The organism is Streptomyces sp. NPDC005483, assembly GCF_040606035.1.
In the GTDB taxonomy this organism is placed as follows: Bacteria; Actinomycetota; Actinomycetes; order Streptomycetales; family Streptomycetaceae; genus Streptomyces.
Map to the genome: position 1 here is coordinate 18,325 of NZ_JBEXEA010000039.1, position 22,004 is coordinate 40,328.

A 22,004-nucleotide genomic window follows, 5' to 3' on the forward strand; every position below is an offset into this window, starting at 1 on the left:
CCGGCACCGGTGATTCGCCCATCGTCCGAAGACGGCACGGGCGGGCCCTGGTCGTCCAGGGCCCGCCATTCACCGCGGTCTTGTTGAGGTATTGCGAACCCCATTGACATCTTACGCGCAGTCCGACGAGACTCGTGTCTCAGCTCCCTGTGAAGTCCGCGGTGTTGTCCCCGCCGCTCCAGCCACACATGTATCTCGAAACGCCGCACACACCGCGTGCCATGCTCTGATGCAAGGTGCTCACCGCGTGCCCGAGAGCACCGACCTCCTGGCAGAGGCAGCCCGCCTGGCTGGTGTCGACGATCCGACCATGCCGGACCCTGCGGTCGCGGCAACACTTCTCACCGGCGTCCGGATCGACCTCACCTCCGTCGGGCGATCACCGGGAACGCGCGAGTTCGGCCTCCCGCGGCGCCCGCAGGCCCACCACGGGTGGTGCCGCCCCGGCCGACGGCGGCACTGCCGGCCCCGCCGGCGGCGCCCGCCCCACCCCCTGAAACAGTGGCCGGACCCGCCGGCGTGGAGCCGACTCCGGCCGCCGCAGTGGCGGATCTGAGCCGCGGGAAGCTTAGCGGAGGCCGCGCCGACGGGTGAGGCCTCGCGTCGGGTGATCAAAGATCGGCTGGAGACCGCGACTGTCCCCCAGCCGATCGATCAACGGCTGCGCCGCGACACATGCACACGCCTCTTGCGCCCACCGCGCCTCGATTACGGGACGCTCCGCACCGTCAGCGAGACCGCCCCCGGTCGAACCGCACATATGTCCTTGATGTTTCAACGCGTGTCTCCGCAGTCCATTGCCGCGTTTTACATGCTCGTGAACAGCACCGGGCCGCGCCCCGCATGCCGATGTTCGGTGCCAATATGGAGCAGCGCGACTACCCGAAGCAGCGGCGGCAAGGTGTGGGGAGAGAGCATGGCTGAGCGCTGTGAGGCAGCCGCGTGCGTGCGTGAGCCGCTTGAGCGCGGTGCCGGACGGACGGTACAGCGAAGGACCGCCCAGGGAGCGCAGGTGCGGCCATGCCCGCCGGGAGCCTGACTGCCGCCTGCACCGGCCACCCGTCATGACCTCGGCCCAGTCGCACGATCCGGGCATGGACGCGGTAGCGCCTTCACTCGCCGACAGGCAGCAGTCACAGCCGACGCCTCCGGCGACCGCGAGGGCTGTGACCGGTACCCTCAGCGTCCCCGTGGCCCGCTTCGGCACACGCCGCGACGGTGCACAGGAACTGGCGCACATCACGCCCGTACCGCAAGCGACTCTTTCATGGCTGCGCGCCCAGGTGATCGCGGCTCTGGAGGACGGCCAGGGCCCCGATGCCGAGCTGCGTGACGCGGTCCGCCGGTCCCTGACTGCCCGACTGCTGTCCGCGGAATGGGCTCGGCTGCTAAGTGGCACCGGTCTGCCGCTCAGCCTCGCCTGCCGTCGGCAACGGCACCCGGTCCGGCTCCGGGTCGGGCTCACGGCCCTTGGCCCCTCTGTCCAGCAGCTCGATCCGCTGCCCGACGGACCACCGGTGAGTGTCCAGCGCTGGGCCTTCGGGACCGACGAGGCCGGCGACACCGGAGGCAGCGGTGATGTGCGCGGCATCGCGCACCCCTTCTCGCACACCTGGGCCGCGAACAAGGGCCCGCTGCGCAGTGTCACTCTCACGTCGCAGCCCAACCTCACGTACAACCAGCTCACGACCGCGGTGGCGATCGGGACAACCGTTCAGCCCATGGTGCTGATCCGCAGCAAGGGCAGGCACTGGCCGTTCGACTACGCGATGGCCTGGGAACTGCGCCGAGGACCGGGACCCCTCGGTACGCCGGCCGGAATGCCGCCCGATGGTGAGTGGCGCCCCCTTTCCGGCTCCCCGCCGGAACCACTGCGGGTTTGGTTCCCGGCCTACCTGGCCGACGCGGCGGAGGAACTGCCGCTCGCGGACACGGCTCGACCGGAGACCGTGCCGGCACCTCTCGACCGGCTGCTGGACGAGGTGCCGCTGTTCGGCCCCAAGGCACTGGCGGACCACGACATCCTCTTCGAGGACGTCATGAACGCCTTCGCCGCTCCGTTCGCCTCCCTGTCCGACGCCTCCCGGAAGGCACTGTCGGAGTTCTTGAGCGAAGGCAACCTCCGGAGCAACCTTCCGCAGGCTTGGGAGGGTACGGTCGCCTCCCCCACACTCACGACCGACGCGGACGAGATCCTCGGCCATCTCCGGATCAGCGCGAAGCTCGTCGGGGGCGGCACCCCCACAGGGCCCACCACAGCGAGTTCGGTGCTGGAAACCTATGTGCTTCGGTCACTGCGTATGCAGGGCAGCGCGCAGATCAGCAACGGAGCCGGTCTCCGTCTGTCGGTGTCCTTCGGCCTCGGGCCCCGCCTCACCGACTCCGGTGCGACACCACTCGGTGGGCAGCTCGGCGTCCAGTTCGGCGCTCAGCACCACTTCGCACACCAGCTCAACAGCGGCGGAAGTGCCCGTACCGCGCACTCGTTGCGGACCGCGCTTCCCCTGTTTCACGTCACGCCCCGCATGCGGCTGCACGTCACCCTCGTCCGTCCCGACGACGCGCCGCTCCCGCCGGCCGCGGGCTCGCGTCTGGCCCGAGGCGCGGGGTACTCCATCGACATGCTGGTGCCGTCTGTCGATGCCCTCGGCCATCCTCCGTCGGTCACCCGCTATCTGCCGCCCGAACTGCTGCACCTGCAACATCTCGGGGTGTCCAGCACCCCCCTCCAGGTCTCCGGCACGGAACCGCTCTTCCACCGAGCTGAACAGTGGCTGCGCGACAACGGCTTTCTCCCCGCCGACCAGCCCCGGACCGGACCGCGATCGTGGCACGGAACGACCGACCAGGCCACACACGTCCAGCGGCTGAACAATCTGCGCAAACTGGAGCAGATGCGGTCCCGGCTGGGCCTGCGTTCCGCCCTCGACGAGATGATCGAAGGCGGCACCACCGTATGGTTCGAGGTGCCGGGGGCCCTCGGGACCCGGCGCGTCTCCCTCCGTATGGTGGCCGAACGCCGCTACCCCGACGCGCACGCCAATGCGGGCATCGAGCACCAGCGCACCCTGCCCGGCGTTCAGACCCTGAACTACACCGGATCCACCACACCCGGCGAGGAGCGGTTCCACAGCACTGCGTTCGCCTGGGACGCCGGCGTCGACGGCTCGGTCACCGGCTTGTCCGCCAGTCGTGGCGACCAGCCTCTCCAGCAGATCCGCGCGGACTGGTCCTACTCCTCGCAGACCACCACGACCACCGGATCCGGAGTGGGCACCGGTCAGGAACACTACCTGCTCAGCCCCACCGAGACCGGCATACAGACGTTCTCCGTACCCGTCACTTACCGCATGTACATCTCCGACAGCCACGGCCCCGCCCTCGCGCCGACCCACCAGGACGGCAGTGTGCGCCTGGCTGTTCCCACCTTCCGCACACTGGACACACCCTCCGCCGCTCCCCGACCGGGACCGGCCCGGACTCGGGACCGTCGGCACCAGGACGACAGCGCGCTGGCCCTGCCCCGTCCGGGACGTACCGTCGACGAAGGAGTCCTGCTCCTGCCGGAGACAGCACTGCTCGACCGGGTCGCCGGCAGCGCCGCATTGCGCCGCGAGGTCCGGTGGATGGCTGAGGGCCTCGCCCGCGAGGCCGCGGAGGAAGCCGAGCGGTACGTGATGCCGCCCACCCCGGGCGGATGGAGCGAAGGGGCCGCGCAGAGCCCGGAGGTCGATTCCGGGAGACCCGGGGACGCGCCGGCGGCACGCGCCTCAGCCTCCTCCGATGCGACGGCAGCCGCCCGTACGTGGCTGCCCTCATTGCCGTCGCCCTTGAGTGACGTCGTCTCCGCCGGTGCGGGCTGGGCCGCGAACCGGTTGACCGGGGCGGGACGGTGGGTGTGGCAGACCGCGCTGGGCGAGCCCGCCACCGCTCCCGAGTCACTGGCGAACGAGGTCCTCGATGCCGCGCTCTCCCCTCACCACCTGACTGCTCACGCACTGCGCGTCTTCCGTGACTCCTACGTCGTCGAAAACGCCGGCACTCCCGGCGTACTGGCCGGGACGGACTTCACCGTCGACGTCACCGGCTACCTCACCGACGTACAGGTTCTGCCCCGGCCGCCCAGACTGGACGCCGAACGCTGGCTGCAGTCCACCGTCGCGTCGGCCGCCACGCTCAGCAGGCAGTCGGGCCGGCAGGGGGGTCTGTCACTGACAGGCCGGTACGGCGACGCGGACGCGGGCTTCGCTCCCCAGGGGGGTTTCGCGGTACGGGACACTTCGACGGTCGCGACCGTCGTCGACGACAACACGGGTGTCTTCCGGGTCACCACCGAGGACACAACTCCCGTCCACCGCTTCACGGCCACAGCCCACTATGTGGTGACCGTCCGACGCGGTGCGCGCAACGCGGTGAGCGGTACCGTCGCGCCGGGGCCGGGCCTGAGCCGCTCCCGGGTGGTCGAGATACCCGAGGGTGTGGAGTTTCTGCTGGTCGACAACGACCTGCACCGTCACCCGGACCTGGCGGTGCTGGTGGCCGCGTCCGGCCAGAGCCCTCCATCGGTCTCCGCTTCGGACCGGCGTCCGCCCAGGTGGTACGTCGACAGCGGGGGCATCCTCGGTGCCGGCGCCGTCACCGAGGTGCGTTCGGACGGTGGCCGCGGCTCCTTCCAGCGGCGCGTCCATCGGCTCGTCCAGCAGGAGGCTCCCGGGGTGACCACGCCCGGACATGCCGCCTATGTACCGGGGGTACTGACACGAATCAGCGAGCACGCCGGCAGCCATGGCTTGCGCACGCTGGTCAACGCCGGCCCCGCGGGCCACACCGCCTTCCACTTCGTGCACCGGTCCTGGCTCGGACCGCGACTGGTCGAGGTAGCACTTGTCGCGCGGCCGGTACCGGGCCTCGATCTCTCCTCCCTGCGCGGCAGACGGGTGTCCACCACATCCGGCCTGGACAACGTCTTCGGGCACTCCCACGGCGACGGTACGGCCTTCGGCGCCCCCGGCATCACAAGGACTTACACCACCAGGACCCGCAGCGGGCGGGCCGACTTCTCCCCCCTGGGCGAGCGCGCCGGTGAACGGGCCAGGCCCACGGTGGGTCTGGCGCGGCAGAGCAGCAGGGTCCATGCCCAGAACTCCATTCGCGAACTGCGCTCCTGGCAGCGCACGTTCGGTGGAACGGCGGAGTTCTCGGTGCCTTACGGGTATGAAGTACGGGTCTCCTCGCGCGCTCTGACCGAGTCCCTGTTCGGACGTTTGACCGAAATGATCGGCACCGGCTGGCACATGATACGGACTGTCTTCGCCATGACCGGCGGACAAGCCGCTTCCCTGCCCGCGGCAAGTACCGGGCGTCAGGAAGTACAACCGGCCACCGTCCTGCTCCGGTTCAACGCTTCCGAGACGCCGGACGAGGGTGAGCGGCGCGCCGAGTCTGTCGATCCGATCGTTCTCACACAGGATCCGACTCTGCCGCAGCCGGCGCCCCCCTCGGCCGGCACGGCCGTGGAGATGGAGATACCGCAGAGTCTGCGTGTTCTGCTGTCCGGAGCCCGCTGGGTGCCGGTACGGCCTTTCGAGATCTATCACTTCGCTGGTGTCCGGGAGCTGGGTGTGGCGCTCCGGGCCGTCAGCGGCTCCTCCGAGCGGACCGTCACGCCCCGGACCACCGTGTCGGCCGAGAGCGTGTTCATCCGACTGACGACTTTGATCCAGTACGCAGAGCCGACCCGCCTGGACCCCGCGGCCGTCGCCCCCTTCATCGGCCGCCCTGGAACAGCCGCGGTGTCTGTGCAGGTTTCCCTGTACGCGCCCCGGTCGGAAGTGGCCGGCAAGGACACTGCCATCGACCGGATCGAACTGTCCGCCGACGGCTTCCAGTCACAGGCGGAGACAACCGTCACACCGAGCGTGACCTACAGCCACTCCTCTCGCTACGGCCCCGCCGACCGCGGCGGACCGACCGTCCCGGTCGCGGGTGATCTCGCCATGCTCGGGCAGAACTTCACTACCTCGAGTCAACGTCGCGAGCTGCTGCGATTCGGAACTCCCTTCGTCAACGCCGCCGGAGAGGGACTGCTCGGCCACCGTATTCGCGCCGTCGCCGTCATAGAACTGCATGGCCCCGGCGGCAGCCGGTGGGTCGCTGCCGACGTACTCATGCGCACGACCGAAACACCCGTGGCAGTGGACGCCGATGGCCCCGGCCCCGGCAGCCTTCGGTCCGTCGTACCGCGGCACGTCGGAGCGGACGAGGAGGATCTGACACGCGGACTGACAGGTACGCCGTTGTCGCACGCAGGTGAGAGGGGTCTGCACTACGCCTGGGACGACCAGGTGCCCGAGGCGATGCGACGCCTGGCCGAGACGCTGCGGTCGAGCGATGCCCGTCCGGACCCGAGGGCGTGGCAGCGGCAGGTCGGCCGGGCCGCCGCCGGACTCGCCGAAGTGATGGGCGATCGCATACGCGCGGAGCTGGACTCGGAAGGCATGCGTCCCGCGCGCGGTGCGACATACACCACCACCGATGGTCCCTGCTTCGTGGCTCTCGAACCTCCGGCGGAGGGTGATCTGCTTGCGTCGGTCGTCCTGGCGCAGGCGCTGGCGGACATACTCAACCACCGGGTCCACGTCGGGCGGCGCGGCCAGGCTGTCAGAAACATGATGCGCATCTGCCCGAACGTGCCCGGCGACTGAGTCCGCGCGCCCGGCCGGATCCGGGCCGCTCGCGGTCACCACCGGCGCGGGCCGCACGGGAACAGCTACCCCGGCAGCGCGGTCGAAGACGCGATCCTTCGAAGCCCCTGCAACACCGTCGCCACCGCGGGGACGGTGGCCATGTCGGGCCACAGCAATACATACGTGTGACGCAAGGGCCACTGTCGCAGCGGCCGGTACACCAGACCGGGAGTCACGTACGAGGACAGGGCCATCTCGCTCACCAGACTGATACCGAGGCGGGATGTGACGAGAGCCTGCAAGGCGCTCACATCGTCCACGGTGGCCGCGATGCGCGGTTCGAAGCCGAGATTGGTGCAGGCAGCCATGAAACGATCGCGGAAACTCTCCATCACCCAGTGCCGGGTGGCCAGGGATGCGAGGTCGACGGCATCATGACCCGCCAACGGGTCGTCCTCGGGCATGAGCACGCACCGGCGGTCCGTCATCAGTTCCACGCGCCGCATGGTGGCCTCGCCCTCGGGCAGGTCTTCGCCCTCCCAGTTGCACAGCAGGCCGATATCGGCCTCGCCGTCTCTGACCAGGCGTCGTGCCGCTACCGGCTCGGCCTGGGTCACCGTCACCCGCACGTCAGGATGATGCGCACGCAGTCGAGTGATGAGCCGTGGGACGAGAGTGACGCAACTGCTCTGGAAGGCCACCATCCGTACCAGTCCACCGCCGCGCGCCACCAGAGAGGAGACCTCCTGGTCCGCGGCGCGCAGGGCGGAGAAGATCACATCGGCGTGCCGGGTGAGCGACCGACCGGTCTCGGTGAGACGCAGTCCCCTCCCGGCCTTCACGACGAGCGGCACGCCCACCGCCTGCTGAAGTTGTCGCATCTGGTAGCTGACCGCGGGCTGGGTGAAGCCGAGGGAGGCAGCCGCCGCCGTGTACGAGCCGGTACGCGCGACTTCCAGGACCTTCAGTTGGTGAATATCCAACATACGTGAAGCATAAATGACTTCTATGTGTGCTCGAAAAAATCTTCGTTGGACACTACGCACACGTTCCGGTCAAATAGCAGGAGCGGACGAGCGGTTCGCTCGTCCTCCACTTCCCGCTCCACGCAGGAGTCATCCGTGTTCTCCAAGGTGCAGACAGACGCGGCCCGTGCGGCCGACGCCGCCGTCGAGCCCGTACCCGAGGCCTCCTGTCAGGCCTGACCGTACGCCGAGCGTCGCACCTGTTTCCCCAAAAACGCGGACCGGGTTCACTTCCCCCGCTACCCGGTCCGTCCGGTATCGCCGCGCCGTTCCACGGTGCGGCGGTACCGGTCTCCTTCAGTTCTCCTCACCGCACCCTCGCCTACGGAGAGTCCACCGTGCTCGATACCGCACTCGGGCGCCTTCGCCCCGCCGCGCTGGCCACCCTGACCGTCGCCCTCCTCGCCCTGACCACGGGCTGCTCCTCCGATTCCGCCGAGACGGCAGTACCGGGAACGCCGGCCACGGCGCAGAAGAGGGCCGGCACGAAGACCGTCGACCGGCTCATAGCCGAGCAGGCACCGGCAGACGCGTCCCTGCTGCCACCGGGTTCCACTGCCGCGAAGATCAAAGAGTCCGGCACCTTGATTGTCGGCGGTACTCAGACCGCGGCCCTCTTCTCGCAACTCGATCCCACCACCGGCAAGGTCGAGGGCTTCGACGCCGCGATGTCCCGACTGCTGGCGAAGTACATCATCGGCGAGCCGAAGACGAAGCTGGTCAACGTCACCGCGGCCACCCGCGAAGCGCTGCTGAAAAACCACTCCGTCGACGCCGTCCTCGCCACCTACACCATCACCCCCGAACGATCGAAGGTCATCGGCTTCGCCGGTCCCTACTATGTCGACGGCCTCGGCATCCAGCTGCGACAGGATGAGCAGGACATCACCTCCCTGAACGACCTCCGGGGCAAGACCGTCACCACCCAGTCCGGCTCCACCGCGGCCGCTGTCCTCAACGAACGCGTGCCCTCGGCGAAGATTCAGCTCTTCGACACCAACACCGAATGCGTCCAGGCACTGCGACAGGGCCGCGCTGACGCGTACGTCCTCGACCAGGGAGTCCTCGCCGGCAACTCCAGCACCAATCCGGACATCAAGGTGCTGCCCAAGACCTACGACAAGAAGCCCTACGGCATCGGAGCCCGACATGGTCACGGACCTCGGGCAGGCGCGGAACGATGTTGGCGTAGGCCAGTGCGTTGACGAAGAACAACAGGAAGACGGCGAGACGGGCGCGCCGCAACGGGGTGCCGGGTCCCCTGGGGTCGGGCGCCTCGTCCGGGGCGGGACGACTGGTGTCGGGCGTGGATTCGTTCACGAACGGGCGGTCCGGCCGCTGCTGCTCGCCGTTGACGTGCCGTCGTTCGTCACGCGGTGGACGCCGAAGCGGCCACTGGCCGGGCCGCCGGCCACGCGCCCGCACTCCGCGCGCCGCGCGTCCGTGAGAGGACTGTCCGCGCCGTCACTCAGCCCGCTGTCCCCGGCGACCGCGGCCGGCGGCCCCTTGTCGTCGCCCGAACTGCCGATGTGGCCCGGAGAGCCGGTGCCCGACCGGTCCGGCTCCTCCGACCGTCCGGCCGCCCTGTCGCTGGGTGCCGCGCTGCCGCTGGGTGCCGCGCTGCTCCCGGCGGCCATCCGTACCCTGCTGCTAGTGGCCGCCCTCCACCAGGACGGCGGACTGCCGCTGGTGGTGGGCGACGCCTCCCGGCCACCGGGCCGAAACGCCGTACACCGGGCACGGCACCTGGCGCGGGGCGCGCGCGGGTGGCAGGCCGCCCGGACGGAGGCGGTGCACCGGGACACCCGGGAACGCAGCGCAACGGTGATGACCGTCCGTCCGCTGCGGCGTGCGGCGGACCCGGGCAGCGGGCCTGGGGACCAAGGGCAGTGCGCACCTGCGGCCGTCCGGCTCGGCCATGACCTCGGTGAGGAGCGTCCGGCCCGGATGCCGGCCCACCACACGCCGTGCGCCCAGGCCCAGACCCGGGGCCGGGACGACCGGGACGGGGACCGGCGGTCTTCCTGGGCCGTGCCGGCGGCCCGGCCCGCGCCGGTCGGGCCGGGCGGGACCCGGTCCGGCCGCGTACATGACCTGCTCGGTCCGCAGGAACTGCGGATCGCGCGGTTGGCGGCCCGCGGCCTGTCCAACCGTCTGATCGGCGAGGAAGTGGGGCTGTCGCCGCGCGCCGTCGGGACGTACTTGTACCGCATCTACCCCAGGCTGGGGGTGACCGCGCGCACCCAGCTGGTCGCGGTGCTGGAGGAACAGGGCTGACCCGCGTAGGCGTCACAGTGCGGCCACGCCCACGCGGATCTGCGGACCGGGACCGGCACGAACGTGCTCAGAGCGGGACGACGGCCGTGAGCGTGGTGCCGGTTCCGGGAGTGCGGGTGACGGTCAGAGTGCCGTGCACGGCCGCCACGCGCTGGGCCAGAACAGCGAGCGCCGCGGTGTCCGCCGCACCGGCGGCCCGCTTCCCGTTGTCCGTGACAGCGACCACCACGTCCGCTCCGGCGTCGGCGCGCACCTCGACTTGACTGGCCCGGCCGTGCCGCACTGCCCGCTCCACGGCCTCCTCCACGAAGAAGTACAGATGGGTCTCGACCGGACCGGGCAACCGCGCGGTGAGGGAACCGGAGAGGAGCAGCGGCACGGGGCAGCGATGGGCGAGGGCGGCGAGCGCCGCGGGCAGCCCACGGACCCGCAGGGCGCCGGGACTCAGCGCGTCGGTGACCTCCCGGACCCCGGCCAGGGCCTCCTCCACGGCACGGGCCGCGTCGCTCAGGAGACCGACCGCTCGCGCCGGCTCGGCGGCGAGATCCTGACGGGCCAGCTGCAACCCGATCAGGGCTTGCACCAGGCGTTCTTGAACGTTGTGCTGGAGCGTGCCGGCGGACCGGTGGTCACGTTCGGCCTGACGGTGCGCCAGCAGCCGGAGCCGGGGCTGCCTGTCATCCGGGGTGCAGTCGGCCGAGGCGCGCGGGAACCGGAACGCGTACAGGAACGCGTCACCGTGCGTGCCGCTCAACGGCAGCACGCTCCACTCCACGCTCAGCATCGACCCGTCGACGCCCACGAGTACGCCCTCGCCCCGCCCGGGAAGCGTCATGCCGGCCGCGCCCGGCAGCTCGTCGGACGGCACAGCGAGCGGGCGGCCGTCGCGGCCCAGCAAATCGTCCGGCCGGTCATGGCCCAGCGCCCTGACGAGCGCCGGATTGGCGTACTGGACGACATGGCCGGCGTCCACCGCCCACACGGGCTGCTCCACCACGTCCAGGACGCTCCCCCAGTCACCGGTGGCCGACCACATCTGCGCACATCCCCCTTGTTCCACGCCGGTGTCACTGCTGGTTGCGACTCTCACAGGTGAAAGGCATGCCCGCATCAGTCATTCGACTTGGAACGGGCCGCCCCATCTCAGGGGTTGCGTGACACACCCGAGGCACCCGCACGCCGGGGAAGTCAGCAACCGGTGAAGAAAGCGTCCTCACTGTGCCCGCGTCGTGAACCCGGGGACCCCCGTCCTTCGTTTCCCTGTCGAGACTGCACGCCTGCGGAGGGATCAGCACATGACGAACGAGACGCTGGACCGGCCGACGTACTCGGTCGATCTGACGGACGCGGCCGTGGCCAAGGTCACGGCTCTGCTGGAGCGTGAGGAGCCTGGTCTCGCCCTGCAGATTTCCGTCCAGCCCGGTGGCTGCGCGGGTCTGCGCTACCAGTTGTTCTTCACGGACAAATACGCCGCCGCCCTGACGGCCATGCGGGCGGAGCGCAACGGCTCCGGGCCCACCGCGCAGCCCGAGCCCCAGGTGCGGGCTCAGCGTCTCGCGCTGGCTGCGGACAAGATGTCTGTGACCTGGTTCGACGGCGTCGCCGTGGTGATCGATCCGATGAGCGGCCCCTACCTCCAGGACGCCGCGACGGGCAGCACGGCCGTCATCGACTTCCATGACACGTTGCAGAAGTCGGGTTTCACCATCGACAATCCGCTGGCCAAGGGCTCCTGCGCGTGCGGTGACTCGTTCCAGTGAGAGGCCATCCGCAACACGGCCTCGACGACGTGCCCGCGTGGTTGTGCGCGCAGGCCGCAGCCGGCCAGATCATGGATGAGGCGTTCGCGGGGTGGCATCCGGGGTCCTTCGAGCGTCGGGCCGTCCACGACGTACTGTCCCTGACCCTGCTGTTCGGTGCCCGAACCGGTCGGGTGCCGGGACCTGGGGACATCGACGCGTGCAGTGCGATGATGACGAGTGACGTCGAGTGGGCCGTGTGGTGCGAAGGATGCCTCGACCACGGCCTTTCGAACCTGCCGCTCGCGGACTGGGACCTGGCGTCCCGTGCCTTTCGCTGGCTGACGGACAGCCGTCTCCTGGAAGGTGATCTCGGCGACTCTTTCGATGCCTACTCGGGTATGACCTCGAACCGCGGTGCGGGGTTGAGCGTGGGGGTCGCACTGGCCCGGCGGGCGCTGGCTTCCCTGCTCTACCAGCGCCCGCCACATACACGTTGCAGGCAGTAGAACACCTCTGACCAGGCGGCCCGGCCCGTGGGAAGTCCTGCCCGCCCATGTGGGCCAGGCCACGCCGGCGGGTGTACGGGCGGTGCTCATGTCTGCGGACAGATGTCCATGATGAAACCCTCGGACACCGACGGACCACTCGACTGCCGGACCAGCTCGATGCGTACCCGGTGGTCGAGGCGGTTGGCCACATCCTGGGCCAGGACCGACCACGCCATGCTGTTGCGGTCGGGCGCCGTGAGGAACACCTCACTGTTGGTCAGTGTTCTGAACGGTGCCAGCGTTTCGAAGTGCTCCCTGATGTGGGCAGTGACGCGGGCACCCGCCGCGTCGAACAGTCCGTCACGTTCCGCGTCGCCCCCGTTGCGCGTCACTTCCGCCACGGTCAGTTCCTCCTCGTCGAGTCCGGCCAGCCGGGCGAGGTCGAACGTCTCGCGGTGCCGCACCACTGTGGTGGGCAGGGTCTCACCGGTGAGCGGCCTCCATGGCTGGTCTCGGCGGATCGCGCGGGGGGCCGTCGCTGGTGCGGCTCGCGTCACAGGCGGTGTCGGCGGCCGGGAAACGGTGCCGGAACGCGGGCCCGAGGTTTCCTCGGGGCGGCCCCCCGAGGCAGCCGAACGCGGTTCGTCGAGGAAACTGCGGGGCCCGTGCCGCGCCGGTACGGTACCGGCCCGGCCGGTCCCGTTCTCCGGGGGGGACGGCAGTGACACGAGTGCGTCCCGAAGGTTCTTCCACTTGGTGGAGCCCGGTGGCGTGCCGAGCAACGACTGCCCCAGCGTGTCACGGCGTACCGACATGCCGGACGCGTCGAGGTGGTTGTAGAAGACGGGGACATCGATGGGCGGTGCGGGTGCGCTGTGCGTGCCCGAGCGCACCGACGGGTGCGGTGTGGACGCCCGGGAGGGGGTGCTCTGTGGGGTTCTCCGTCCCGGCTCGTGGATCGCCTTGTAGGCCGCCATCAGCGCGCCGGGGTCCGCATGTCCCCACGCGACCAGTGCCTGGCGGGTCTGCTCCAGGTCCCGGCGGACCACCATGAGCCGGCTGGCGGCCTGTTCCGTGACCGGGCCCGCCTCATGGCGCCGCACCAGGTCCTGGTGGGTGCGGTACGCGGAGAGGTACTGCTTCCAGGCGACCGACCGGCTGGCGGGGAAGTCCGCTCGCTGCTTCTCCGGCCGGGGAGCCGCATGGCCTTGTGCGTCGGCTTCGAGGTGACGTTCCCACTGGAGGTCGGCCGCCGTGGGGACGTCGTCAGCCGTCGTGTCCGGCTCGTCGGTCAGCGGAGCCGGGACGGGGACCTGGAGGGTGGCCGCGCTCTGCGGCGGGGTCGTCTCGATGGTCGGCGTGTCGTCGTTCAGCGCCCCAGGTGTCGTGGGGCTGCGCTTCCAGGCGGGCTTCCATCCGACGAACAGCGATCCGACAGCAGCGTTGATGACCGAGGCGACGGGCCGCGGGCCGGAACGGCTCCCCGGCTCCGGTTCCGCGATGACCGGTGCCCGGTCGCCGGCAGGAGCCGCGTCGCCCATCAGGCTCAGCACACGCTGCACGTCATCGGTCTGCCGGGCGGCCTGCCCGGTCGCGGCCTGCCGCGCCATGTCCCGCAGCAGCGCGAGTGCCTCGCGCGCCGCTCCGTCGGGTACTCCCCCTCCTCCGCCGGCGAGGGTGTCCGAGGCGGACACCCGCTCGGCGGCCTTGAGGAGCAGGTCCCACAACCGGCCGTCGAGCCGGTCGAGCCGCTCCCGCCGAGTGCGTACCTCCTGGCCGACGGCCACCGCGAAGTCACCGAGGGTGTCCCTGCTCGTGCGGTAGAGGTCGCGCAGCTCCACGTCGTCCAGGCCCACCGCGCGCACGGCGGCGTGCAGACCGTCCGGCAGCAGACCCGCGTCCCTCGCCTGGTCCGCGGTGACCCCGGCCGGCTCGCCTCCGCCGGGGCCGTCGGGCCTGAAGGCGTGCACTCGGCCGCCCGGTTCGACCCAGCGGGTGAGGACCGTGTTCCTGCCGGTGAGGACGACACGCAGGTGGGCCCGGAGTTCCACGGCTATGCCGCGGATGAGATGGGTGTGGTCGAGCGCGTAGATGCCCGCGGCGGCGGGCAGCGCCGGCGGCGGGGCTTGACCGCCGTTGCCCATTCTGGCGCGTTCCCTGTTCACCTGCTCGGTGATCCGCCGGATGGTCCGGTCGGGGTCGGCGGTGCCCGGCGGGTCGACCTGATCGGGGTGGGCGGACAGATGGTCCCGGTACTGGATGAGGAGGGAAGGCTCCGGGTAGGGACCTCGCTCCCTGGCTCGCTTCACTTCCGCCGAGAGGGTCCGCACTGCCCACCGGTAGTGCTCGATGACCCGGTGTTTGTCGAGCTTCGCCAGGTCGAGCCGGAGAACGGCGTGCGTCAACGGCCGGCCGCTGGTCCGGCTGATCGAACGTGCGACCAGCTGATGGGCGCGGGCCGCGCTCGCCCCTTCGGTCCGCGCCGCCTGGACCAGCAGGTGGGAGAGGTCGTACTCCGGTGCGTGCTTCAGCCCTCGCCACGCGTACGCCTTGCTGTTCTCGTACCGAGCGGAGCGGACGGTCTCGAGCCACGCCGGGATCTCGTTCTCCGGCATTTCGATGTACACGTCGCCGGCGAAGGCGCCGCTGACATACGTGCCGCGGTTGAGGTCCGGCAGGAACACACCCCGGTCGAAACGTCTGGCTGTGAGGCTGAAGATGCCGCGGACCCGCACGAGTTGGGTGGGCCCCTGCTGTTTGACGTGGTCCTCGCGCCGGAAGTTCGCGGTGCCGACCTCGGCCGCGGCGGCAGCCGTGGTGCGCGAGAACTCGCTGTCGGCGCCCGGCGTCAGCCGCCGTTCCTCATCGACGGCTCCGGCGGAGCCCGAGGGGTCGTTGCCCAGGGTGGGCCGGTGCGCGTCGTGGCCGACGTTGGCCGACGTACCGCTCTGGTGCTTGCTGTACCGGCCGGTTCCGGTGCCCTGGACGGAGCCCAGGACGTGCACGTCGAGCAGCCGGCCGCGCAGGCTCAGCTCGGCCTGCTCGGACTCCCGGCCGGGCACGTGCAGGCGAGGGGTGAGCAGGTCGCTTCCCCCGCTCACCGCCCGCCTGATGTGGTTGGTCATCGAGGTGCGGGTGAACAACTGGTCGATGGTCAGTGCCGTACGGGTCCGGGCCCCGTCGGCTCGCGATCCGAACATGCGGGCGAGCAGAGCGCGCGCGGCGGGCAGCGCGTCGTCCAGCATGGTGCCCGTCACGTACGAGTCGCCGGGCAGCGGCGGCAGGGGGCGGGGGTCGAGCGGCAGCGCCGGGCCCGCCACCGGCTGGAACTCGCCCAGTCCGCGGGGGACCTGGATGTCCAGCACACCGGGCACCGCCACGCTGCTGCCCCGGGAGCGGTGGGCGTCCAGGGCGCGGTACCAGCCGGTGAGGGCGGCGGTGATCGGCCGGCCCGCCATGTCGACGCGCCGGACACTGATCTTGAAGACCTCGTTCACCCGGACCAGGTAGTGGCCGTTCCAGTCGTACACGGTCTGTTCGGTGGTGGCCGTCTGAGCGCGGGTCGAGCCCGTGTGCCGGCCTTCACCCACCCCGGCTCGGACCTGGTCGGAGCCGTGGGTCTCGCCGTACCCGAAGCGTGCGGTACCCGACTGGGCGGTGGCCGTGGAGCGGCCCGCGCTGGTCTGGACGTAGCCGTGTCCGTAGTTCTCCAGGCCGGTGCCCGGCTGGAAGTCCCGGATGCGCGGTGGCGAGGTCAGCTCCGCGGAGAGCTGGATCGTGACGACGTCCCCCAGCAGCCACCCGACGGGGTTGGTCAGGTACAGGGTCATGCCGTTGGGGGAGAGCAGGTCGTCGAAGAGCGTCAGATCGCGTCCTTCTCCCAGCAGTGCCTGCAGTGCGTTGACGCCTCCTTGCAGACGCCCGATCCTTTCGCCGTCCCCGACCCAGAGAGCGGGTTCGGCGGTGAGCAGCCCGGGAGCCACCCGTTCCACCTGCTCCCGCACGATGTCGTACGTCGTCCTGCCGCCCTGGTGGACGAGGTCGTGGACGCCGCTGTGCCCCAGGGTCCGCCCGCCGGCGTCCGCACGGGTGAGGTACTCCGGGAGGGTCAGCTCGGCGTAGGGGTCCGTTCCGTACGGCAGGACCGTTTCTTCGGCATCGGGCAGTTCCCTTCTCAAGGTCTGTTCGAAGGCGTCCCGTACCGTGCTGTCCCGGATGACGAGCGCGCCGTTGCGGTGCAGCCGGGCGAGGGTCCGGGCCAGTTCACGGCGGTCGACGACGGCCGGCGGCTCGGCTGCGCCGTCCGGCTCCTGGAGCGTGCGCAGCGCCTCCTCGGTGGTTTCCGTCATCCAGCGGGTGAGCACCCCGGCCACCGTGTCGCCGCGCAGGGCGACCTCACCGTCGTTCCAGCGGCGCATGACGTCGAGCATCTGACGGTCGGAGACGGGGAGGTGGCCCCTGCCGTACTCGTCGAGAGCCATCGGCTCGGACAGCACGAACGAGAATTTCTTGTCCCGGACCGTGCCGGTCGCCTCGTCGTGGTGCAGGGCGACGAATTTGCCGTCCTTCTCCAGACGGGTGCTGACGACATAGTCGACCTCTGTTTCGAACAGGTAAGCCCTGTTGAAATCGAGCTGGATGTACTCTTTGCCCGCGGTCCTCCCGTTGCCTCGGGTGTCGTTCCACTGGTAGGTCCGGCCGGTGTTGAGCCCGCCCTGCACCGTACCGGCCGGTTGCCCCGTTCCCGCTGGTCCGCCGAGACCGATGTCGAACTGGTTGTGCCTGATTCCCCTGGCCGAGGTGTCACTGTCGTTGATCTGACTCAAAGTCAGCAGAATGCGGCCGAGTACGAAAGGATGGTCGGTGGCCTGGGCGAATTTCGCCTTCCGCATCGATCCGGTGATGTTGACGGCGGCTTTGGCATCCCGCCAGAATCCCGGATCGAACGGCTGGTCGGTGGTGTACTCGCTCATGGCGGGCGCCACACGGTGACCGATGCCCTGGGGCGCGGACGGATCGGGCGTCAGGGCGAAGGTCTCGTCCTGTCCGTCCGCGGCATCGCGGATGATCTCTTTGGCGAAGGCCCGGATGTTGTTGGTGGCGGTGAACGACCTGACCACGGGGTCCGCCGTGGTGCCGGGTCCCGCCAGCGGGTTCAGTACGGGCTGGGTGAGGTCGGGCAGGCCACTGGCGTCCACGTAGTAGACCGCGGCGTGTTTCAGCACCGACGCCGGGACCGGCAGGTCGCTCGTACGGCCCGGGTCGCTGGTGTCGCCGAGGGGCAGCAAGGAGACCTGTGCGGGCTGTGCCGGCAGTGTGTAGGACAGGGACGGGTGGCGCCGGCCGCCGGTGACACCCGACCGTCCGTAGTCCACGGTGACGGTGTAGTCGCTGAACAGCGTGTACTGGTGCAGTATTCCGCTGTATTCGAGCAGCTCCGGCCGATTGTGAGTGTACGACAGCGCCTGGGAGGCGCCCAACTGCCGGAAGATCTCGAATCCGTGGCCGCCCGACTTGAAGAATTCATAGCCCCATTTAAGGAAAAGGGACAGCGAGAACTTGCGGTACGCGCTGGTACCGTGCTCCGCGTTTCCCATTCCCATGGCCAGGTTGACTGCCGCCTGGGTGTCGGTCGAGCCCAGGTATTGTGGTCTCTGGCCGGGAGATTTGGTGGCGGTGATGGTGACCGTGGCGGTGTCGACGGAAAGGGAAACGCCGAGGGCTCCCCGGCGTACCTTCAACTCGAAACTGAGGCCGGTCTGGTGTATCTGGTCGTAGAAGGAGTCGAGCGCGCGCCCGGACAGCATTTTCTCGTAGAGCGTCTGATTGGCCATCAACCCCTCTCTGGTGGCGCGCTGCGTGCGCCAGTTCGCCCCGGTCAGCGGTGCCGTCGGCGTGTCCGGCAGGAAGCCTTTGGCCCGCAGTTCCCTGGTGAGCCAGTCCTCCAGGCTTTCGACCGTCTCCTGCCCGACCTTGGCTATGCCCATCCCGATGCCCCGGCCGTCCTGTACGTACGGGGGCAGCGGGCGGTGCTCCGCGTCGCCTTCCCGCCTGCCGGTGCGCCGCAGGGCGTCGGGCGAGTACGGGACGGTGTCCGGATCGGGTGCCGAGGACTCGGCGGAGGGAGTTCCCGGCGTGACGGGGTCCTCCAGCGAGGATGCCGACCCGGGGTCGGGCTCCGGCTGCGCCTTGAGGGCGGCGCGTTCGACGGGGAAGCCGTATTTGAACGCCTCCGGTTCCAGGGTCCGCAGCAGCACCCGGTTGGACACCGGCTCGGTGCTCCTGGCGGGGCGGCCCCTGACCGTCACCCGCGCACGGTGTTCGAACACGAGGTCGTACGCCGAGGTGTACCCGATGTACCGGGGAACCAGTACCCACAGGCCGATCCGCCCTGTGTTGTGCGAGGAGGTGCTTCCCGAGGCCACGCTCACGCCGGCCGTGAGACCGGCCTGGCCGAACGCCGCGGTGGTGTCGGCCGATGCGGACAGGGTCAGGCCCGAACCCTGGTTGAGGGAATGATTGCCGCTGCCGCCGTCGATGGCCGTCCGGACGTTCTCGATGTGCGCCTTGTCCGTGGTGGCACCGACGAGTTGTCCCGGGGTGCGCCGTGTCGAGCGCAGTTCCACCGAAGCGACGACGCCCGCTCCGTCGTGCAGGTCGAACCGGAAGCCGAGACGGTGGTTGACGGCTCTGTCCAGGTTCTCGGCCAGCCGGGACACTCCGTCGAGCACCTGGCCGTGCAACCAGTCGAGTTTCTTTGCCGGGTCGTTCCCGGCCGCCCTCAGTTCCGCGTCCAGCGCACGCAGGATCTGGTCCTCCAGCACCGGCAGGTTGGTGAGCCACGGCGCGGTGTACGCCTCCGGCAGGCCCTCGGAATTCACCTCCTCGCCCCGCGCCGTGACGGCGGGCCCCGGCTGTCCCAGGTAGTACGCCGGCAGGTAGAGCAGCAGGAATTCGTCCCCCGTCGTCGTCAGTTCGGTCGCCTCGATGTCCGTCCACGGCCGGAGCCGGTCGGTTCTCAGTTTCACGAACCACCGGGCGTCGGCGGCGACGTACGGCGACTCGGAGCCGGCGACCTCGACGTGTCCGCCCTCCGCGTCCAGGACGCGTGAGGTGGACCGGGTCGATGCGTTGGCCTTGCCCGACAGCTTGATGCCGAGGCGCACGGCGCCGAGCCAGGCCAGTCCCGGAACCGGGATGACACCCATCGACAGTCCCAGGGCGCCCCTTGTCGCGCCCAGTGCGCCGGACCGGGTCTGTACGTGGGCGCCGGTCAGGAACGAGCCCCTGACGAGTTGGTTGCTGTAGAAGTGGTCCGTCTCGGGGCGCGGCGCGACGAGAGGGGCCGGACCCGTGCTCACAGCCCCGGTACCTGGTTCCGCCGGAGCCGGGTGGGTCACGTCCAGCGGCGTCTCCGCCGTCTCCTGGACGGTTGTCCACGGACCGCCACTGTCGTTGGCGACGACACTCCGGCCCGGACCGCTGACGACCACCGGATCGGTGGGGAGCAGGGTGACGAGCGCCTCGACACCGGGGCTGAGGATCACCGGCAGGCCGGTGCGCCATCCGGGGGCCGCGCCGGCGCCGGTCTCGGCATCGGCGGGATCGGGGACGAGGAAGCGGTAGTTGCTCAGCAAGTGGCTCGGCAACCCCGTCCAGACGGACTCCTCCACCGTGACGCCCCGCTCGACGGCGAGGGCGCGCAGCTGCCGGATCACCTGCGAGATGTAGGGCAACACCCCGCGCGGGACACCTGCGGCCAGGACGACGGGGTCGATGCGGTCGATGTCGTCGGCGGGGGCCGGCGCCGGTTCGGGGGCGGCGTGGGCAGGCGGGTGCGGGGGAACGGGATCCGCCCTCGCACCGTCGCGCGGTCCGGCCCCGGTCGCTGATGCGGCCGCTTGCGTCCCGGGGGCGGGACGCGAGCGGGTCGTCACCGGTATGCCCTGGGGGTCGTCGCCCGTGTAGAGGCGGAATCCCGTCGCCTGCCGCAGCGGGTCGGGGGCCGGCGCCTCGGACAGCGTCCTGCGCTCCGGGTCCAGCACCCCTCCGAAGCGGCTGGCCGCCACCGGCCGGCCGGTCTGTACGGCGAGCCGGGCGGCCAGCGCCTCGGTGCCAGGGGCCATCAGCACGAGTACCCGGTCGGGTGTCCGCCCGGACAGCGGGTTCGGCTCGGCCAGGGCCAGGGCCCGTGCCACGGACTCGACGGTGATTCCGCCGAAGTCGACGTCGGTGGCGGTCGTGCTCCGCGCGGAGAAGACGAGCAGGAGCCCCGGTGCCTCGTCCCCGAGGGGCTCGGACCCGCCGGTCGCTGCCTCCAGCACGACCGAGTCCGCGACCGTGACGGCGGCTTGTCGCAGGGCCGCGTCGGCCAGCGGACGGGGGTCGAGCCCCAGGGCCACCAGGTCTCCGGCCTCGTTGGGCGCGAACACGGTGTGCTCCAGGACGTTCTCGATCGGCACCGCGGGCGCGGGCGCGGACACCGGCCGGCCGGCCTCCGGTGCGGGCCGGCCGGCCGGTGCGGACCGCTGGTCCTGGAGCACATCGGCCATGGCCCGGACCACGGTCCGGACCCCGTCGCCGCCCGGCCGCGCCGGGCTGGCCGCGGGAGCGGGCGTTCGCTGCGCGTCGGCCTCGGTGACCAGCCGCCGCATCAGATCCGGCAGCCGCGGGTCCAGGCCGGACAGCCATTCCCGGCGGGCCGCGGCGGCCAGCTCCAAGGCCTCCGCGAAGGTGCGCTCCGCCGTCCACGAGGTCCGGTAGATCTCGGCCAGTTCACGCTCGCTGAAGAGCGACCCGTGCAGCAGGCCGTGGGCGGCCCGGGGCAGCAGCCCGGCCTCGCGCGCCTCGGAGACGGACAGCCGGTGCACGTCCGCGGTCTCGCCGGCCGGGGGTTCGAACGCGTGCACGCGCCCGTCGGGGTCGGCCCACCGCACCCGCCGCTCCCCCTCGGCGAGATAGAGCTCGGCGCGCAGGGAGACTCCGAGCAGCGGAGCGAGGTCGTGCAGCAGGTGCTCGGCCTCCGACAGGGAGGTGACGGCGTACACCGTGGGCGGAGGCACCGCGTCGCTGCCGGGGGCGAGCGCGGAGCGGACGCTCTCCACTTCGGCCGTGACCTCGTCGACAAAGGACTGGACATCGCCGTGGGCGGACGGAGACACGTCGAGCAGGACGGATTCGAGGCGGCCCAGCAGGGCGGACGCTCGCCTCTCGGCACCCCCCGGATCCGCAGCCGCCCCCATGGCGGGTGCGTCGCCCAGGTGCAGTGATTCCCGCACCGTGTTCGACGCCCATCCGGCCAGCGTGTGTATCGCCGCGTCATTGAGCTCCACGGCATCGAGGGTCAGGTGGATCTTCTCCGGCAGCGGCCGCCCCGCGGCCCGCTGCCGCACGACGGCGGCAGCCGTCCGGGCCGGTGACGTCCCGGCGGCGGGATGCCCGGTGGCCGCGGTGAGCAGTTCCCCGAGGTCGACGTGTCCGAGCTCCTCGACGTCACCACGGGAGGGCGACGATGTCCGACCCTCGTGCGCCGCGAGTGCTGCGGGCGGCGGCGTGCCCGCAGCGCTTCGCGCCGGTCGCGCACGCGCCTCGGGCGAGAGTGCCTGCGCGTACGTTTCCTCCAGTGCTTGGACGACGCGTTCGGCGAACCGTATCTCTTCCGCGTGAGTCCAGCCCTCGGCTGCGGCGAGGGCTGCCGCGTCCTCCTGTACCGGATAACACGTTTGAGTGACTCCAGCGCCATTACCGGGGCGACTCATGGTTGCCATTCCCTATGCATTCGACAGA

Annotated in this window: 6 protein-coding genes and 2 pseudogenes; 5 read left to right on the forward strand and 3 right to left on the reverse strand. The window is 70.5% G+C overall.

All coding sequences use genetic code 11. The features are described from left to right. Positions 1–1,166: 1,166 nt before the first annotated feature. Positions 1,167–6,704: a hypothetical protein gene (locus ABZT06_RS42450; RefSeq protein ID WP_355753362.1), complete on the forward strand. Its 5,538-nt coding sequence runs from the start codon at positions 1,167–1,169 to the stop codon at positions 6,702–6,704. A 65-nt stretch (positions 6,705–6,769) separates the two neighbouring features. Here the strand turns inward: ABZT06_RS42450 and ABZT06_RS42455 are convergent, their stop codons facing one another. Then, positions 6,770–7,672: a LysR family transcriptional regulator gene (locus ABZT06_RS42455; RefSeq protein ID WP_355753364.1), complete on the reverse strand. Its 903-nt coding sequence runs from the start codon at positions 7,670–7,672 to the stop codon at positions 6,770–6,772. A 377-nt stretch (positions 7,673–8,049) separates the two neighbouring features. Here ABZT06_RS42455 and ABZT06_RS42460 point away from each other — a divergent pair, with 377 nt between their 5' ends. Beyond that, on the forward strand, positions 8,050–8,916 hold the full coding sequence (locus ABZT06_RS42460) for a transporter substrate-binding domain-containing protein (protein WP_355753367.1): 867 nt from the start codon (positions 8,050–8,052) through the stop codon (positions 8,914–8,916). Between the two features lie 238 nt (positions 8,917–9,154). Continuing rightward, positions 9,155–9,988 (forward strand): helix-turn-helix transcriptional regulator, encoded by an 834-nt coding sequence (locus tag ABZT06_RS42465; RefSeq protein ID WP_355753369.1) that lies wholly within the window; start codon positions 9,155–9,157, stop codon positions 9,986–9,988. A 67-nt stretch (positions 9,989–10,055) separates the two neighbouring features. On the opposite strand, the gene ABZT06_RS42470 is transcribed toward ABZT06_RS42465, so the two are convergent. Beyond that, positions 10,056–11,024: an ATP-binding protein gene (locus tag ABZT06_RS42470; RefSeq protein ID WP_355753371.1), complete on the reverse strand. Its 969-nt coding sequence runs from the start codon at positions 11,022–11,024 to the stop codon at positions 10,056–10,058. A gap of 259 nt (positions 11,025–11,283) precedes the next feature. On the opposite strand from ABZT06_RS42470, the pseudogene ABZT06_RS42475 reads away from it, so the two are divergent. Together ABZT06_RS42475 and ABZT06_RS42480 are read left to right on the forward strand one after the other, a co-directional pair. Beyond that, positions 11,284–11,445: pseudogene (locus ABZT06_RS42475) on the forward strand (iron-sulfur cluster insertion protein ErpA); the annotation flags it as partial. A gap of 132 nt (positions 11,446–11,577) precedes the next feature. Continuing rightward, positions 11,578–11,748: pseudogene (locus ABZT06_RS42480) on the forward strand (iron-sulfur cluster biosynthesis family protein); the annotation flags it as partial. A 574-nt stretch (positions 11,749–12,322) separates the two neighbouring features. On the opposite strand, the gene ABZT06_RS42485 reads toward ABZT06_RS42480, so the two are convergent. Then, a complete protein-coding gene (locus ABZT06_RS42485) occupies positions 12,323–21,976 on the reverse strand; it encodes a hypothetical protein (RefSeq protein ID WP_355753373.1) in 9,654 nt (3,217 codons plus the stop codon). Between the last annotated feature and the right edge of the window lie 28 nt (positions 21,977–22,004).

Excerpts from the sequence above, each read along its gene's own strand:
- ABZT06_RS42455 (WP_355753364.1), bottom strand. The coding sequence starts at position 7,672 with ATGTTGGATATTCACCAACTGAAGGTCCTGGAAGTCGCGCGTACCGGC.
- ABZT06_RS42470 (WP_355753371.1), bottom strand. The coding sequence starts at position 11,024 with ATGTGGTCGGCCACCGGTGACTGGGGGAGCGTCCTGGACGTGGTGGAG.
- ABZT06_RS42485 (WP_355753373.1), bottom strand. The coding sequence starts at position 21,976 with ATGAGTCGCCCCGGTAATGGCGCTGGAGTCACTCAAACGTGTTATCCG.